The organism is Sphingomonas sp. NFR04, from assembly GCF_900114095.1.
Lineage (GTDB): Bacteria > Pseudomonadota > Alphaproteobacteria > Sphingomonadales > Sphingomonadaceae > Sphingomonas.
In genome coordinates this window covers 247,375-263,574 of sequence record NZ_FORV01000003.1, presented here as the reverse complement: position 1 = coordinate 263,574, position 16,200 = coordinate 247,375, and the positions used below count along the sequence as shown (strand labels likewise).

14 protein-coding genes and 1 tRNA gene are annotated in these 16,200 nt (G+C 69.9%); 6 read left to right on the top strand and 9 right to left on the bottom strand.

The features are described from left to right. Window positions 1–49 precede the first annotated feature (49 nt). Window positions 50–802 (bottom strand): sulfite exporter TauE/SafE family protein, encoded by a 753-nt coding sequence (locus BM009_RS11135; RefSeq protein WP_093296184.1) that lies wholly within the window; start codon window positions 800–802, stop codon window positions 50–52. A 64-nt stretch (window positions 803–866) separates the two neighbouring features. Between BM009_RS11135 and BM009_RS11130 the strand changes: the two genes are divergently transcribed. Both BM009_RS11130 and BM009_RS11125 read left to right on the top strand, forming a co-directional pair. Further along, entirely contained in the window at window positions 867–1,190 is a 324-nt protein-coding gene (locus BM009_RS11130; RefSeq protein WP_093296182.1) for an antibiotic biosynthesis monooxygenase family protein, read from the top strand. Then, window positions 1,187–2,476: an MFS transporter gene (locus tag BM009_RS11125; protein ID WP_093296569.1), complete on the top strand. Its 1,290-nt coding sequence runs from the start codon at window positions 1,187–1,189 to the stop codon at window positions 2,474–2,476. The genes BM009_RS11130 and BM009_RS11125 overlap by 4 nt, the downstream gene beginning before the upstream one ends. An 81-nt stretch (window positions 2,477–2,557) precedes the next feature. Here the strand turns inward: BM009_RS11125 and BM009_RS11120 are convergent. Then, window positions 2,558–2,631 (bottom strand) — tRNA-Gln (locus tag BM009_RS11120). A 179-nt stretch (window positions 2,632–2,810) separates the two neighbouring features. On the opposite strand from BM009_RS11120, the gene BM009_RS11115 reads away from it, so the two are divergent. From BM009_RS11115 to BM009_RS11105, 3 genes are all read left to right on the top strand, one after another. Beyond that, complete coding sequence (locus tag BM009_RS11115) at window positions 2,811–3,851, top strand: Ppx/GppA phosphatase family protein (protein ID WP_093296180.1); 1,041 nt, start codon at window positions 2,811–2,813, stop codon at window positions 3,849–3,851. A gap of 18 nt (window positions 3,852–3,869) precedes the next feature. Further along, entirely contained in the window at window positions 3,870–4,562 is a 693-nt protein-coding gene (locus tag BM009_RS11110) for an RlmE family RNA methyltransferase (RefSeq protein ID WP_093296179.1), read from the top strand. 151 nt (window positions 4,563–4,713) lie between these two features. Further along, window positions 4,714–5,229: a DUF4269 domain-containing protein gene (locus BM009_RS11105; protein ID WP_093296177.1), complete on the top strand. Its 516-nt coding sequence runs from the start codon at window positions 4,714–4,716 to the stop codon at window positions 5,227–5,229. Window positions 5,230–5,288: 59 nt separating this feature from the next. On the opposite strand, the gene rpoZ is transcribed toward BM009_RS11105, so the two are convergent. Then, on the bottom strand, window positions 5,289–5,633 hold the full coding sequence (rpoZ, locus tag BM009_RS11100; protein WP_093296175.1) for a DNA-directed RNA polymerase subunit omega: 345 nt from the start codon (window positions 5,631–5,633) through the stop codon (window positions 5,289–5,291). A 150-nt stretch (window positions 5,634–5,783) separates the two neighbouring features. On the opposite strand from rpoZ, the gene BM009_RS11095 reads away from it, so the two are divergent. Beyond that, window positions 5,784–7,016 (top strand): phospholipase D-like domain-containing protein, encoded by a 1,233-nt coding sequence (locus BM009_RS11095; protein ID WP_175487984.1) that lies wholly within the window; start codon window positions 5,784–5,786, stop codon window positions 7,014–7,016. Between the two features lie 147 nt (window positions 7,017–7,163). On the opposite strand, the gene BM009_RS11090 is transcribed toward BM009_RS11095, so the two are convergent. The 6 genes from BM009_RS11090 to BM009_RS11065 all read right to left on the bottom strand — a co-directional run bounded on the left by BM009_RS11090 (window position 7,164) and on the right by BM009_RS11065 (window position 16,181). Next, window positions 7,164–8,054, bottom strand: coding sequence for a transglutaminase family protein (locus BM009_RS11090; RefSeq protein WP_093296173.1), 891 nt, complete (start codon window positions 8,052–8,054; stop codon window positions 7,164–7,166). Beyond that, a complete protein-coding gene (locus BM009_RS11085) occupies window positions 8,054–10,534 on the bottom strand; it encodes a circularly permuted type 2 ATP-grasp protein (RefSeq protein ID WP_093296171.1) in 2,481 nt (826 codons plus the stop codon). Before BM009_RS11085 ends, BM009_RS11090 begins: the two co-directional genes overlap by 1 nt. Window positions 10,535–10,610: 76 nt before the next feature. After that, window positions 10,611–11,819 carry a histidine-type phosphatase gene (locus BM009_RS11080; RefSeq protein ID WP_093296169.1) on the bottom strand — a complete coding sequence of 403 codons (1,209 nt, stop codon included), beginning with the start codon at window positions 11,817–11,819 and terminating at the stop codon, window positions 10,611–10,613. 14 nt (window positions 11,820–11,833) lie between these two features. Then, window positions 11,834–14,608, bottom strand: coding sequence for a TonB-dependent receptor (locus tag BM009_RS11075; RefSeq protein ID WP_093296168.1), 2,775 nt, complete (start codon window positions 14,606–14,608; stop codon window positions 11,834–11,836). Between the two features lie 78 nt (window positions 14,609–14,686). Further along, on the bottom strand, window positions 14,687–15,640 hold the full coding sequence (locus tag BM009_RS11070) for a FecR family protein (RefSeq protein WP_254772253.1): 954 nt from the start codon (window positions 15,638–15,640) through the stop codon (window positions 14,687–14,689). Continuing rightward, window positions 15,606–16,181: an RNA polymerase sigma factor gene (locus tag BM009_RS11065; protein WP_254772252.1), complete on the bottom strand. Its 576-nt coding sequence runs from the start codon at window positions 16,179–16,181 to the stop codon at window positions 15,606–15,608. The genes BM009_RS11070 and BM009_RS11065 overlap by 35 nt, the downstream gene beginning before the upstream one ends. Window positions 16,182–16,200 lie beyond the last annotated feature (19 nt).

Here is a 16,200-nt window from a genome sequence, read left to right as displayed (position 1 = left end):
ATTCGCTTTCGCGAATGGTCTCCCTCCCCGAGCTTCGCCCGGGGAGGATCTATTTCCCCACCGCCTCCCAGACCAGCGCACCCCCCACCGCGATCATCAGCACGTAGATCGCGGTGTAGAAGCGCTCCGGCGACACCCGCCGCACCAGCCACACGCCCGCCAGCGTCGAGACCAGCGCCAGCGGGAACAGCGCCGCCGAGGTCAGCAGGTTCGCATTCGTGAACTGGCCCAGCGCCCAATAGGCCGGCACCTTGATCCAGTTGGTCGCGGCGAAGAAGAGCGCGGTGGTCCCCACCAGCCGGTCGCGCGGCAGCCCGCGCGGCAGCACCCAGAGCTGGAACGGCGGCTGCCCGGCATGGGCGATTTGGCTGGTGAAGCCCGAGGCGACGCCGAACAGGCTCCCCACCCACTCGGGCCAGCGCGCGGCAACCGCCGGCGTCGAGCGCCCGCTCGCCCACAGCCGGTAGCAGCCGAACAGGATCGAGATCGCGCCCACCGCCGCCAGCACCAGCACCGGCGATACGCTCGCCGCGAAGCCATAGCCGAGCGCGATTCCCGTCATCGATCCCGGCAGCATCCAGGCCAGCAGCCGCCAGTCGACGGTGCGGCGGAACGCCCAGACGCTCACCACATCCTGCAGGATCAGGATCGGCAGCGTGATCGCGGCGGCGCGCACCGGATCGATCGCCAGCGCCAGCAGCGGCAGCGACAGCGCCCCCATGCCGGCGAACCCGCCCTTGGACAGGCCGAGCAGCAGCACGGCGGGCACGGCGAGCGCGTAGAAATGCCAGTCGGTGATCATCCGGCCATGCTCTCGCAGGGCTCGTACGGATTGCAAAGCGCTGAGTCCCCTCTACGATTCGCCCATGGGAGAGGATCGTACCGGCCAGATCGCGGTGCTGTTCGTATCGAAGCGCACCGCCGACGACGACGCAGGCTATGCCGAGGCGGCAACCGCCATGGACGTGCTCGCGGCGCAGCAGCCCGGCTATCGCGGCGTCGAATCGCAGCGCGGGGACGCGGGCGTCGGCATCACCATCAGCTATTGGGCCGATGATGCCAGCGCGATCGCCTGGCGCGACCATCCCGAACATGCCGCGATCCGCGCGCAAGGCCGCGAACGCTGGTACGACTGGTATGAGGTGATCGTCACCCGGGTCGAGCGCGGCTATCGGTGGCGCCGGGCATGAGCCGCGCGATCGACCGCGATTTCGCGCTGCTGTTTGGCGTCATGCTGATGATCGCCGCGGGCAACACCGCGCTGCAGTCTATCCTCCCCGCGCTCGGCCGCGAGCTGCATGCCGCAGACAGCGCGGTGGCGGCGGTGTTCTCCGTCTCGGCGCTGCTCTGGATGCTCACCGCGCCCTATTGGGCGAATCGCTCGGAGCGGGCCGGGCGGCGCAAGATGGTGCTGCTCGGTATCGCCGGGTTCACCGCCTCGCTGGGCCTGTGCGGACTGTGCCTCGCGCTCGGCATCAACGGCGTGCTGAGCCCCTTCGCCACCTTCGCCGCGTTCGTCGTGGGGCGGATGCTCTATGGCGGGTTCGGATCGGCGGCGCCGCCGGCGGTGCAGGCGATCGTCGCCGCGCGCACCAGCCGCGAGGAGCGCACCAAGGCGCTGACCCTGCTCGCCTCCGCCTTCGGGCTGGGGACGATCCTGGGGCCGGCGGTCGCCCCCTATCTCGTCATGGGCCATCTCTGGCCCGGTGGGCCGCTGATCGGCCTGTCCGGCCCCGCCTTTGCCGCGAGCCTAGTCGGGCTGGTGCTGATGGTCGCGGTGCTGCGGCTGCTGCCGGCCACCTCGGGGGCGATCGAGCATGGTGCCGCGCCCAGCTATCCTTCGATCGGCGGGCAGGGCACCGGCGCCAATGTGACGGCGGCGATGGGCGAGCATGTCGAGCATGTCCGCACCTTCGATCCGCGCGTGCGTCCCTGGATGATCGCGGGGCTGGTCACCGGTCATGCGCAGGCGATGACCGGCCAGGCGATCGGCTTCCTGATCATCGACCGGCTGGCGCTCGCCCCCGCCGCCGCGCTGGAGCCCACCGGGCTGGTGCTGATGATCGGCGCAGGCGCCTCGCTGCTCGTCCAATGGGGACTGATTCCGCTACTCGAGCTCAAGCCGCGCGCGCTGATCCTGGCGGGCGCCGCGCTGGGCGCGATCGGCTGCGGCATGACCGCGATGGCGGGATCGCTGTACGGCATCGCGCTCGGCTATGCGACGATCGCGCTGGGCATGGGCTTCGCCCGGCCCGGTTTCACCGCCGGCGCCTCGCTCGCGGTGGGGCCGCATGCGCAGGGCTCGGTGGCGGGGCGGGTGACCTCGACCAACGGCGCGGCCTTTGTGCTGGGTCCGTCGATCGGCGTGGCGATGTACGAGTTTTGGGGCGCGCTGCCCTATCTGGTCGCCGCCGGCGCGCTGCTGCTGCTGTTCGGCTATGGCTGGATCGCGACGCGGCGGCCTGTCCTGGCCTGATTCGAATCACGAACGTCTCTCTGCAGCGGAGCGCGGATCGCGCCGCCCGGATGCCCATGTATCACGATGTCGGAAGCTGCTTGGATGCCCCGTGAGGATTCGAACCTCAATTGACGGAGTCAGAGTCCGTAGTCTTACCTTTAGACGACGGGGCACCAGGCAGGTCGCGCCAGATAGGGGGATGCAGCGGCCCTGTCAACGCCGCAATCGCGCGCTCGCCTTGCGCTGCCATCTTTGCTCGTCTAGCCTCGCATCCAAGCACCGGCCGGGCCGTTTTGGTTCGGTGACGGAAGAAGATAAGTGAGTTGATGGTATGGGGGATGGCTCCGCCAGAATGCCCCGCGGGAGGCGCGTTTCCGCCGCCCGCAATGCCCCGCCGCCGCCGGCCGCGAAAGGCCCGGCACCGCGCTGGCCCGAAGCGCGCCATTATGCGGCGCTGGATCTGGGTACCAATAATTGCCGGTTGCTGATCGCGCGTCCGCAAGGCTCGGGCTTCGCGGTGATCGATGCGTTTTCGCGAATCGTTCGCTTGGGCGAGGGGCTGGCGACGACCGGCCGCCTGTCCGATGCGGCGATCGAGCGCACGCTCGCGGCGCTGCGGATCTGCGCGGACAAGCTCAGGCGCCGCAACGTGGCGCTCGCCCGCTCGGTGGCGACCCAGGCCTGCCGCCAGGCCGAGAACGGCGCCGAATTCATCGAGCGCGCCTATCGCGAGACCGGTATCGCGCTGGACATCATCACCGCCGAGGAAGAGGCGCGGCTGGCGGTGCTCGGCTGCCACGCGCTGCTCGAGCCCGGCGATGGACCCGCCCTGGTGTTCGACATCGGCGGCGGCTCGACCGAGCTGGTGCTGGTCGATTCGCATGCGCCGATTCCCCGCATCCTCGATTGGCACAGCGCGCCCTGGGGCGTGGTGTCGCTCAGCGAGGCGACCGGGCAGAGCCAGGCGGTGAGCGCCGATGCCCGCGCCGCGGCCTATGCCGACATGCGCGCGCGGGTGCGGGAGAGCTTCGCGCCGTTCGTCGCGCGGCTGCGGCCGCCCAAGGGCACGCCGCGGCTGCTCGGCACCAGCGGCACGGTGACGACGCTCGCCAGCGTGCATCTCGGGCTCGCCTCGTACGATCGCTCGGCGGTGGACGGGCTGATCGTGCCGAGTGCGGCGATGCGCGAAGTGAGCGCGCGAATCGCAGCGATGAGCGTCAAGGAGCGCGCCCAGGTGCCGTGCATCGGCAGCGAGCGCGCCGATCTTGTCTCGGCCGGCTGCGCGATCCTGGAGACGATCCTCGACATCTGGCCCGCCGAGCGGCTAGGCATCGCCGATCGCGGCATTCGCGAGGGCATCTTGCGGCGGCTGATCGGCGGCGCGCCCTTATAAGGTTGTGAGGAAGTAGCGATGAGCAGGGGCGGTGGCCGCGGCCATGTCCGCGTGCGCACGGCGCGCGGCCGTACGGCGCAATCGACGCGCTGGCTGGAGCGCCAGCTGAACGACCCCTATGTCCGGCGCGCCAAGGCCGAGGGATATCGCAGCCGCGCGGCCTACAAGCTGACCGAGCTGGACGAGAAGTTCGGGTTCCTCAAGGGCGCCAAGCGCGTGGTCGATCTCGGCGTCGCGCCGGGCGGCTGGACGCAGGTGGTGCGGCGCGTACTGCCCAAGGCCGCGGTGGTCGGCATCGACCTGCTGCCGGTCGATCCCATCGAAGGCGCGACCTTGCTCCAGATGGACTTCATGGACGATGCCGCCCCCGATCGGCTGCTCGAGGAACTGGGCGGCGCGCCGGACCTGATCCTGTCCGACATGGCGGCGAACACCGTCGGCCATCCGCAGACCGATGCGCTGCGGACGATGGCGCTGGTCGAGACCGCGTTCGACTTCGCGATCAAGACGCTGGCACCCGGCGGCGATTTCGTCGCTAAGGTGTTCGCCGGCGGCGCTGATTCGGCGCTGATTGCCGAAATGAAGCGCGCCTTCACCACCGTGAAGCACGCCAAGCCGCCCGCCAGCCGCAAGGGCTCGGTGGAATGGTATGTGGTGGCGCAGGGGTTCAAGGGGCGGGCGGAGAGCGCCGGCGACCCCGAACACGAGTAAATAGCGTATCCTCCCCCGCCAGGGGGAGGTGGCGCCGTAGGCGACGGAGGGGGAGGATGCCAGAACCTCTCGACCGGTGTGCTTCCTCCCCCTCCGTCAGGCTGCGCCTGACACCTCCCCCTGGCGGGGGAGGATACGGTTGAGGAATGCCATGACGAGGCCAGCGTACACCGAAGCACTCGCACAAAGCGGTGTGCTGACCCACCTCGCCGCTTTCGACCCGCACGTCGCGGGCACGCCGCCGCTCGGCCTCGACCTGCCCGACAGCGACATCGACATCCTCTGCCACACGCCCGACCCGCACGCCTTCGCCGCGGCGGTGTGGGAAGCCTATCGCGACCTGCCCGGCTTCGCGATGTGGCAGTGGCAGGGCAGCGACCGCCCCGTGGTGGCGCGCTTCCACGGTGCCGGCTGGCTGTTCGAGCTGTTCGGCCAGGCGCGGCCGGTCGCGGAACAGCTCGGCTGGCGGCATTTCGCCATCGAGCGGCGGCTGCTCGCCCTGGGCGGCGAATCGCTGCGCACGGCGGTGATGGCGCGCAGGCATGCCGGCGCCAAGACCGAGCCCGCCTTCGCGCAGGTGCTGGGGCTGGCGGGCGACCCCTATGCTGCGCTGCTCACGCTGGAGCACCTCGACGATGCCAGGCTGCGCGCCCGGATCGGCGCCTGAAACAAAAAGGGCCGGCGTTTCCGCCAGCCCCTTGCTGTTCCGGTAGAGACCGAAGGCGATCAGCCCTCGTAGTCGCCGCCCAGATTCTGGTTGCGCGGCGGGGCTGCGGCGGTGAGGCGGAGCGCCTCGGCCTGGGCCTGGATCGAGCCAACCTCGTCGGGCGCATCCTCGTCGTCGACGCGGACGCGCTGCAGGCTCGACACCACGGCTTCCTGCAGGTGATCGGGACGCACGGTCTCTTCGGCGATCTCGCGCAGGGCAACGACCGGGTTCTTGTCGCGATCGCGATCGATCGTCAGATCGGCACCGCCGGAGATCTGCCGCGCGCGCTGGGCCGCGAACAGTACCAGGTCGAACCGGTTCGGAATCTTGTCGACGCAATCTTCGACAGTGACGCGCGCCATCCTGTTCTTCCTTAGATGTCAGGGCCGGGAAAGACCGGCCAGTTAGGGGCCGAGCCCGCAAATGTCAAGAAAAGCCGCCATACCGGTGCGAGGGAGCGCGACGCGGCTTCGATCGTTACGCAGGTTCACCCACCGGAGGCTTCCCGCGCGATGGCACCCTATGCCGACCCCGAACCGCTTGCCGATGCGCTGGCCACCGGGCATGCCCCGGCGATGCCGCCGCTCGCCCAGCCCAGCTTCACCGTCGACGGCAACCGCCTGACGCTGCTGCCCGAGGGGCCGGAGCGGATGCGCGCGCTGCTCAGCCTGATCGCAGGCGCCGAGCGGACGCTGCGAGTGCTCTACTACATCTATCTCGACGATGAGGCGGGTGCGGCGGTGCGTCAGGCGCTGATCGACGCGGCGGCGCGCGGCGTGCGGGTCTATCTTATCGTTGACGGGCTGGGCAGCGAGCATGCCGAGAGCAACGATTTCTTCGATCCGCTCCACGCCGCGGGCGTAGAGGTCTGCCGATTCGTGCCGCGCTGGGGACGGCGCTATCTGCTGCGCAACCACCAGAAGCTGGCGCTGGCCGACGAGGCGCGGGTGATCGTCGGCGGGTTCAACATCGAATCGAGCTATTTCGGCACCGTCGCCGAACAGGCGTGGCGGGACATGGGGCTGCTGGTCGAGGGGCCGGCGGCCGAGCGGCTGACCGGCTATTTCGACGCACTCGCCGCCTGGGCCAAGCGGCCGCGGGCGACGCTGCGCTCGCTCGGGCGCACCCTGAAAGCCTGGAGCGAGCCCGAGGGGAAGACCCGCTGGCTGCTCGGCGGGCCGATGCGGCGGCTGTCTCCCTGGGCCCGGGTGGTGAAGCATGACATGGAGCGCGCCAACACGCTTGACCTGATCGCCGCCTATTTCGCGCCGAGCCCGGCGATGCTGCGCCGGCTCGACAAGGCGGGGCGGCGCGGGCGGGTGCGGCTGGTGCTGCCGTCCAAGCTCGACCATGCCGCGGCGATCTGGGCGGCGCGCTTCACCTATGCCGGCCTGCTGCGCAAGCAGGTGCAGATTTACGAATATCAGCCGACCAAGCTGCACACGAAGCTCTATGTGATCGACGATGTCGTCCATATCGGCTCGGCCAATTTCGACATCCGCAGCATGTTCCTCAACCTCGAGCTGATGCTGCGCGTGCAGGATCCGGCCTTCGCCGCGCATGTCCGCAGCTATGTCGACGGCGAGATCGCCCAGTCCGAGCGGATCACCCCCGAGCTGTACAAGGCGCGCACCGGCTGGTGGACGCGGGTGAAGCAGTTCGCGGCCTATTTCGTGATGGCGGTGCTCGACTATCGCGTCACGCGCCGGCTGAACTTCGGCGACAGCGGCCCGGTGGAGCCTTGAAATAGAGTGTATCCTCCCCCGCAAGGAGGTGGGCCGCGATAGCGGGTCGGAGGGGGAGGAAGCACGACGACCGGGAGGTTCTGGAATCCTCCCCCTCCGTCAGGCTTCGCCTGCCACCTCCCCCTGGCGGGGGAGGATACGGAAATGTCACACCGCCGCCACTTCCAGCGGCTCCACGTCCACCGACACGTGCATCGCCTGCGCACCCGAGCCCAGCACGATGCCGTCGATCGGCGCGATGTCGGCATAGTCGCGGCCGATCGCCATCACGATGTGATCCTCCGCCATCCAGATGCCGTTGGTGGGATCGACGCCGACCCAGCCGAGATCGGGCCCGCACCACAGCAGCACCCAGGCGTGCGTGGCATCCGCCCCCACCAGCCGCGGCTGGCCCGGCGGCGGCAGCGTGCGCAGATAGCCCGAGACATAGGCGGCGGGCAGCCCGGCGGCGCGCAGGCCGGAAAGCATGATCTGCGCGAAATCCTGGCAGACACCGCCGCGCTTGGCGAACGCCTCGTGCGGCGGCGTGTCGACCAGCGTGGCGGTGGGATCGAAGGCGAAGTCGCGCTGAATGCGCTGGGCCAGCGCGATCCCCGCCTCGAGGATACCGCGAGCGGGGTGGAGCTCCTCGGCGCACCAGGCGGCGATGTCGCGGTCGAGCGGAATCAGCGGCGAGGGGAACAGATAGGCGGCGGGCCCGGCGGGCGACGGGTCGCGGCTGTCGCGCGCCCAGCCGGCGATCTGCGCGATCGTGGGATCGCCGGGCGCGGGCATGGGGATCTGCCGGTCGACGCGCACCTGTGCGCTGCTCTCGATCGTCAGGCTATTCGCGGCATGCTCCACCACCAGCCGCACGACATTGGCGAGGCCCGCTTCGGCCCGCGCGGGATAGGTGCGGCCGCCGGGCTGCACGCTCAGCGCATATTCCTCCACCCGCTGGCCGGACCACAGGATCGGCTTCAGCCGCAGATTGCAGCGCGCGAAGGCGACCGGCTGGGCATAATCGAACCGCGTCACATGGCGGATGCGGTAGAGCATCATGCGAGGACGAGCCCCGCCGCGCGCAGCGGCTCGGCACCGTGGAGGAAATAGCGGCGCGCCACCGCTTCGGAGAGGCCCCACAGCCGCGACTGCACGTCCGCGAGCCAGGCATCGTCGATCGCGGTGGCGCGCGCGGTGACCAGCGTCGCGGCGATGCTCCGCGCCTGTTCCTGCTGCGGCTCGGCGAGGCCGTCGTCGGAGAGCACCGGCAGCGTGTTGAGGTGCGCCGAGATCGCCGCCGCCTGGAAGGCGAGCCCGCGCGGGTTGCCGGGATCGAGCGCGAGCAGGTCGAGCACCGGCACCCGGGCGATGCCGGTCAGATAGCGCTGGCGATAGCTGATCTGGCTGTCGGCGAGGTCGAGCAGGGTCGAGAGATCGTCCGCGGTCGCCTGGGGGCCGCCCAGCGCGCGCAAGAAACCGATCGTCGCCAGCGCGCGCTCGATGCGGCGGCCGAGATCGTGGAAGCGCCAGGCATCGGTGCGGCCCATATGCTCGCCGGCCTGCCCCGCCAGCGCCGAATAGCGCCGCTGCAGCGAGCCGGCGCGATCGAGGAGCACGCCGCGTTCGGGGAAGGGGGCATCGAGCAGGCGGATCATGTCGGCCGAAAGCCGGTCGCGCGAGACCGCGCCGATCGAGCGCGCCTGGCGGTTGATCGCGCGGACGCTGGTCCAGCCGTCGGTCGACTCCAGGGCGATACGGACAAGCTGGGTGAGATCCTGCCGCTTGAGGCCACGCGGAGCGGGGGCGGCATCGGCGCCAACGACCAGCTGGGCGAGGCGATCCACCGTCTCCGCCGAGAGCGCCGCGCCGGTATCGGCGCTGATCGAGTGGCCGAGCAGCACGCGCAGCAGCGATAGCAGCGCCTCGCCGCGCTCCAGATAGCGGCCGAGCCAGAACATGTTGTCCGCCACCCGGCTGGGCAGCGTGCCGGGATTGCGGCGCAACTGGGTCGAATCGCCCGAGGGGAGCAGCGACACCGGCGCCACGGGATCGGGGCCGTGGATGCAGACATCGGCGGACCAGCTGCCTTCGCCCATCACCGCGGCGCGGGCATCGGCATGTTCGCCGATCCGCGCGAAGCCGCCCGGCAGCACCGTCCATTGCCCATCGGCATCGCGCGCGGCGAAGACGCGAAGGGTAAAGGGGCGGGGCGCCAGCCGGTCCTCGGCGACGAAGGGCATGGTCGAGAGGCAGACGACTTCCTGCCCGACATAATCCTGCGGGCGGCGGCTGAGATCGTCGCGCAGCGCCGCGCGCGCCGCGTCGTCCAGATGCGCGCCGAGCACCGCCTTGCCCTCGGGCAGGCCCAGCGGCGGGGTGCCGAAGGCGGGGGCGACGAGCATATGATCGAGATTGGCGGCGACATGCGCCGCCTCGGTCGCCTGCCCGCACCACCAGGTGGCGATATTGGGCAGGCGCAGCGGTTCGCCGAGCAGCACCTCGCTCAGCCGCGGCAGGAAGGCGGCGAAGGCCGGCGCCTCGAGCAGCCCCGCGCCCGGCGCGTTGGCGATCACGACATTGCCCGCCACCGTCGCGTCGATCAGCCCGGCGACGCCGATGGTCGAATGCGAATCGAGCGCGAGCGGATCGAGATAGCGCGGGTCGAAGCGGTGCCACAGCGCATCCACCCGCTTCAGGCCCGCGATGGTGCGGACATAGACCCGGTCGTCGAGCACCGCGAGATCGGCGCCCTCGACCAGCAGGAAGCCGAGATAGCGGGCGAGATGCGCCTGCTCGGCATAGCTGGCATTGAACCGGCCGGGGGTGAGCAGCGCCATGCGCGGCTCGGCGCGGCGGCAGGCGGCGGCGATGCCGTCGCGGAAGGCGGCGAAGAAGGGGGCGTGGCGCTCGATGTTGAGCCGGCCCTGCAATCCCCCCAGCGTCCGCGCCATCGCCAGCCGGTTCTCCAGCGCATAGCCAGCGCCAGCGGGGGCGCGGAGATGGTCTGCGAGGACGCGCCAATGGCCGTCCGGGCTGCGGCACAGGTCGAAGGCGACGAAGTGGAGATGATGCTCGCCCGGCGGGGTCAGGTGGGTCAGCGGACGCAGGAAGAACGGGCTGCCGGTGAGCAGGGCGGCAGGCAGGTGGCCGTCGGCGATCAGCCGGGTCGGGCCATACAGGTCCTGGAGCAGCCGCTCCATCAGCTCGGCGCGCTGGGCGACGCCGGCCTCGATCCCGCGCCATTCCTGCTGGTCGATCAGCAGCGGCACGGGGGAGAGCGGCCAGGGGCGCTCTTCGCCCTCGTCACCGATGCGGTAGCCGGTGCCGATATCCTCCGCATGGCGATGCGCGCGTTCGCGGGCGATCGTCAGCCCGTCGCCGGAAAGCCCCGCCAGCTCCTCGAACAAGGCGCTCCACGGGGGGCCGGATTCCGCGCACAGCACGTCGCCGGCGGGTGCATGGCCGCAATAGTCGGCGATCCAACGATCGGCGATCGTCCCCGCATCGAACAATCCCGCCTCGGCAAGGCTGGCCACAGCTGCTTCCCTTTCTCGGCCGCGGTGATGGGCGAAACGATGGTGCCATGCAACACGGGAGATGTGCGGGACTGTCTCAGCCGAGCTTGGCGAGCGCCTCGTCCAGGGTACACAACCCCGCCACGCCGCGTGCGTTGCACCCGGGGACGGAAAGAATCCGGTCGTGCGGGCCCTGCAGGCCCAGCGGTGCGGCAGTGCGAAGCTGCTGGAGGGTCTGCGCGCGGTAGCGGAGCCGGACGTAGCGCTTGCCCGTTCGATCGTGCAGCCGCTCCAGGATCAGCGCGCCGCCGGGGACGGGATCGTCGGCCGCGAAGCCCGGCACCTGCCAGTGCACGTCGAACAGCCCGCCGAGATTGGCGATATTGGTGTCGTGGCCGGAGATCATCGTCACGCGCGCACCGCCATCGGCGAGACCCTCGCGGACGATCTCGGCGAGCCCGGCGAAGTTCGCCGCGGCGATCGCGCGGGGCCGGGCGAGGATGCGGAATTCGAGCGCGTGGAATTCGCCCAGGGCGGTGACGTCGGCCAGGGTGGCGCGGCCCCAGCCGATCTGCGCCATCGGCATGCCCTCGGCCGCCTCCAGCAGCAGGATCTGCGCCGCGGTGGAGGCACGGTCGAGCGCGCCGGTCAGCTTGGGGCGCTTGTCGGCACGGGCGGGGGCGAGGCCGGTCGGCGTGCCGGAGACGCCGCAGCCGGGGCGCGGGGTGCCGCACAGGATCGCGTCGAGCCGCGCCAGCAGCGGCCGGTAGCGTGCGTCGAGCGCGGCGAATCCGCCAGGCCCCACCTCGGCCGCCACCGCCGCATCGGCCCTGGCGGGGTCGAGCGGCGCCCTGCCCGATTCGATCGCGTTGAAGCGCGGATCGGGCGCGTCCTGCGGGCGATGGTCAATGGCGAGCGTGCAGCCGGGTGCCAGTGTCGCCGCCCAGGCCTTGGCAGTCTCGATCGTCCGCTGGTCGCTATCGGCGACGATGCGGATCGTGGCGGGCACGGGGCAGCCCTTGGCGGGAAGCAGGCGATGGAAGCGCCACGCGGTGCCGTCGGCCGCGCCCAGCCGCGCCACCGCTGCTGTGCCATGCGGGGTGAGCCAACCCGGCTTGGTCGGCCAGTCGGGCCAGCGCTCTGGCGTCACCTCGGGCGGCATCGCCGGAAATTTTGTGGGCGGACGCACGCCGTGGCGCATCAGCATCACGACGCGGTCCACCACCAGCGGATCGGCAGGGCGGGTGCCGGCGACCGCCGGGGAACCGAAGGCGAGGGCCAGCCCCAGACCGATCCGCAGTTTCATCGTCTTTTCCTCGCTCAGAAGTGGATCTGCACGCCGCCGCGCAGCTGGGTGCCGTAGCGCTCGCGCTCGACCAGCTGGGTGCGGGTGCCGATGTACCGGCGCCACGGTGCATCCGTGAGGTTGATCGCGTCGCCGAACAGCGTGAACTGTGGCGTTACCTGATAGCCGAGGTGCAGGTCGAGCTGGCCGTTGCCGTCGGTATATTGGTCCGCGGCGGCCCTGGTCGCGATCGTGTCGAGGTACGACGAGCGATAGTTGAACGCCACGCGCGCGTTCAGCCCGTATTTCTCGAAGAAGATCTGCGCGTTGCCGACATTCTTCGATTGATAGGCGAGCGGCACGTCGCCCGCGCGGATCGCGGCGGCATTGGCATGGCCCCAGACATGGGTGAGGTTCGCCGACACGCCGAAGCCGCTCAGCACGCCGGGCAGGAAGGTGAACTGCACCTGCACATTACCCTCGACGCCGGTGACCTGCTCCGAATCCGCATTGAGCAGGCTGGTGACGTTGGCTGCCGCATAGGTGACATTGGCGGCGGTGACGTTGGTCCGGCGGCTGGTGTTGCTGTAGATCGGATTGTCGATCTGCTTGTGGAAGAATCCGGCCGAGAGGATCGAGCCGGGCGCCGGGTAGTATTCCAGCGCCGCGTCATAGTTCACCGCGCGATAGGGCTTGAGGCCGGGATTGCCGAGCGAGATCGCTGCCAGCGAGGGGTCGCTGGTGTCGACCACCACATAGGGGGCGAGATTGGCGTAGTTGGGGCGACCGATCGAGGTGGTCACCGCCCCGCGCAGCAGCAGGTTGCGGGCAAGCGCATACTTGGCGTTCACACCCGGGAACACGTCGGTATAGCTGGTATGGCCGAAGCTGTTATAGCCGTCGGCCAGCGTCGAGGCGGCGTTGACCAGCTTAGCCTGCACGTCGTCCTCGGTATGCTCGACGCGCACGCCCGGCACCACTGTGAGGCCGCCGAAGGTGAGCGTCGCCATCACATAGCCGGCGGCGATCTTTTCCTTCACGGCGAAGTCGTTGGCCAGCGTGTCGCTGATCGTCGATGTCTTGTCGATCGCGACGGCATTCGGGTTGGCGTCGAAATAGGCCTTGGCCGTGTCATAGTTGATCCGCGTGCCGAAGCCGAACATGCCGTCGTAGAAATCGCTGTCGCCCGGATAGCCGACCGGGTTGGCCAGCGTCCACTTCGCGCTGCCGGTCTTGTAATTGGTCTTGTTCTGATCGTTGACCTTCTCGCGGCTGAGATATTTGCCGCCGAGCTTGAAGGTCGAGCCGTCGCCGATGGCGAGGTCGTGGGTATAGTCGAACCGGCCCTGCCACAGTTCTTCGTAGGTGCTGCGCTGGTCGAAATTGACCTTGCTGTAGGTGAACAGCGACGGCGTCGCGAAGGCCGCGGTGGTCGGTGCCAGCGTGTAGGGGTAGGTGGACGGATCATAGTTGACCGTCAGCGCGCTCTTGGCGGTGGTGAAGGTGAACTCGCTGCGCAGCGGATCCTTCTTCTCGGCGCGGGTCCAGTTGCCCGAGGCTTCCAGCGTGCCGCCGGCAACGTCGCCGAATTCGCCGCCCAGCGTCACCGACTTGGTGTTGTCGTCCTCGTTGCGGCGGCGGACCAGGATCGTGCCGGTGCCCTTCAGCGTCGTGCCGAAGCTGGTGATCGCGATCCGGTTCTGGTCGCGGGTCTCGTGGTCCTCGAACTTCGAATAGCTGGAGCGCAGGTACAGCTTCACCGTGTCGCTGGCATGCCAGTCGAAATTGCCGACCACGCCCAGTCGCTTGCGGGAGAGGTTGTATTCGCGCAGGCCGTTGCCGTCGGGCACGCCGGCGGCGTTGAAGGCGGTCGAGCCCTGGTAATTCTCGCTCTGGATCGGCCGCTCGGAATAGTTGACCGAGACCACCGCGCCGAACTGTTCCCGCGCACCGAACCGGCCGCCCAGCGTGGCGTCCAGCTCGTACGGCACCTTGTGGTTGAGTGAATACCAGCCCTGTGCGGCGCGCGCGTCGAGGAAGAAGGGCTTCACGCTGTCGAACCCGGTACGGGTGCGAATCGCGACTTCGCCGGCGATGGCGTTGGCGTCCTGGCTGGCGAGCAGCGACTTGGTGACCGCGACCGACTGGATCATCGCCGAGGGCAGGTCGTCCAGCTTCACCTGGCGGCCGGCAGGCTCGGGCGCGGGCAGGGTCTGGCCGTTCAGCGTCACGTTGAGCAGGCTGGGATCGATGCCGCGGACGATCGCATAGCGGCCCTCGCCCTGGTCGTTGGCGACCGACAGGCCGGGCAGGCGCTTGATCGCCTCCGCCACATTCTGGTCGGGCAGCTTGCCCACGTCGTTGGCGTGGAGTGTCTCGATCACATTGTCCGCGGCGCGCTTCTCGGCCACCGCTTCGCGCAGCGACACGCGGAAGCCGGTGACGACGATGTCGCCGGGGACCTCCACTGTGTCCGGCGCGGCCTGGCTGGTCTGCGCCGGGCGCTCCTCGGCGATGATCACATAGCGGCCGGGGCCGGTGCTGCGCGCGGCGAGGCCGGTGTGCGCGAGCATCCGCTGCAGTGCCTCGTCGACCGGCATCTTGCCCGACACCGCATTGATCCGCCGGCCCCCACCGACGCTGCCTGCGACCATGATCTGCACGCCGCCTTGGCGCGCGAACAGCCGCACCGCGCCGGTGATTTCCTGCGCCGGAATGTTGAAGCTCTGCACCTGCGCCAGCGCCGGCTGGGCGAGCGTGCTCATCGCCACGACAGCCGTCGCGCCGAGCCAGCGATTGTTCGAGATCATGTCTTCCACCCCATCGCGCCGGAATGGCGCGGTTCTCGATTGCCTGACGGCGGGCGACGCGATTTCCTTACCCGCGCGCTACTTTTTTTCGGGCGTGCCGAGCGTGATCGCGTCCGGGGCGACGCGCGCGCGGGTGCCCAGCCCGATCGCGGCGCTCTGCGCGAAGCCGGCGGGATCGTCGATGCGGAAGGCGCCGTACAGCTTCTCGCGGGCGAGCGCGGGAGTGGCGAGGGTGATCTGCAGCTGGTTGTGGCGATTGAGCTCGGCGATCGCCTCGCCCAGCGTTTCGCCGTCGAGATCGAGCCGCCCGCTAGTCCAGCCAAGCGCGCGCTCGATGGCGGGGGCGTCGACATGCTCGACCTTTGCAGCCGTGCCGCCGTCGATCGCGAAGCGCGCGCGCTGGCCGGCTGCGAGGCGCAGCGTGCGGCCGGCGGCGGCGACCTCGACCACGCCTTCGCTCACCAGCACCTCGACCGTGCCGCCCGCGCGATCGGCGTCGACCTGGAACACGGTGCCGATATCGGTGATCGTCACGTCGCCCACGGTGACGCGGAACGGCGCCGCGGCGTCGTGGCGGACGCGGAACAGCGCCTTGCCGTCGTTGAGCGCCACGGTGCGGGCGGAGCTGCCGATGCGGGTGACGAGGTCGCTGCGCGCATCGACCGCGAGCGAGGAGCCGTCGTGCAGCGCGACCGATCGCACCTCGCCGATGCCGGTGCGGATCGCCTCGCCGCGGACGGGGAGCAGCAGCGCGGCGGCGGCGAGCGCGGCGGCGAAGGAGGCACTCGCCCCGCCCAGCCACCAGAACCGGCGCGAGCGGCCTGGATCCTCCGCGACCAGCGTTTCCGGCACCGCGCCTCCCAGCAGCACCAGCGTGGCCTGGGCGCGGAGTAGGGCACCGGCATGCACGGGGTCCGCGGCCAGCCAGCGATCGAGGCCGGGCGGGGCGGTATCGGGCGATGCGTCGATGCGGGCCGCCCAGCGGGCAGCCTCGTCTTCAAGCCGGGATGCGGTGTCGCCGCGGTTCGCCAACGCCCTGATCTTCCTTCTCGAACCCCTCGGTCCGTACCGCGCGCTGGATGCTTCGCAGCGCCTTCTGCACATCGTTCTCGACGATGCTTTCCCGTACCCCGAGCCGCCGCGCAATCTCTCTTTGCGGCAGCCCTTCGATCCGCTTGAGCGTGAAGATGGTGCGGCATCGCTCGGGCAGGTCGGCGAGGAGCTTTTCCACCATCCGCACCTGCTCGCGCGCCGCCACCGCCGCTTCCACGCCCAGTTCCTCTGCCTCGACGAGCCACTGGGCGATTTCCGTAATCTCCTCGAAGCGTACCACGCGGGCGCGGCGCAGCTGGTCGCGCCAGAGGTTCTTCACCACCTGCATGAAATAGGCGCCGGGCCGATCGACATGCGCGACGCTGTCCATCGCGGCGAAGCGGCAATAGGCTTCCTGGATCAGGTCGTCGATATCCGCCTCGGCGACGCCGGCACGGCGCAGTGCGGCGCGCACCTGCGGCTCCTGCGGCACCACGTGCAGCGCCACCCAGCGAATGATCTCGGACGAAGCTGTGCGCACGGACCTGCCTTCCCGTGCG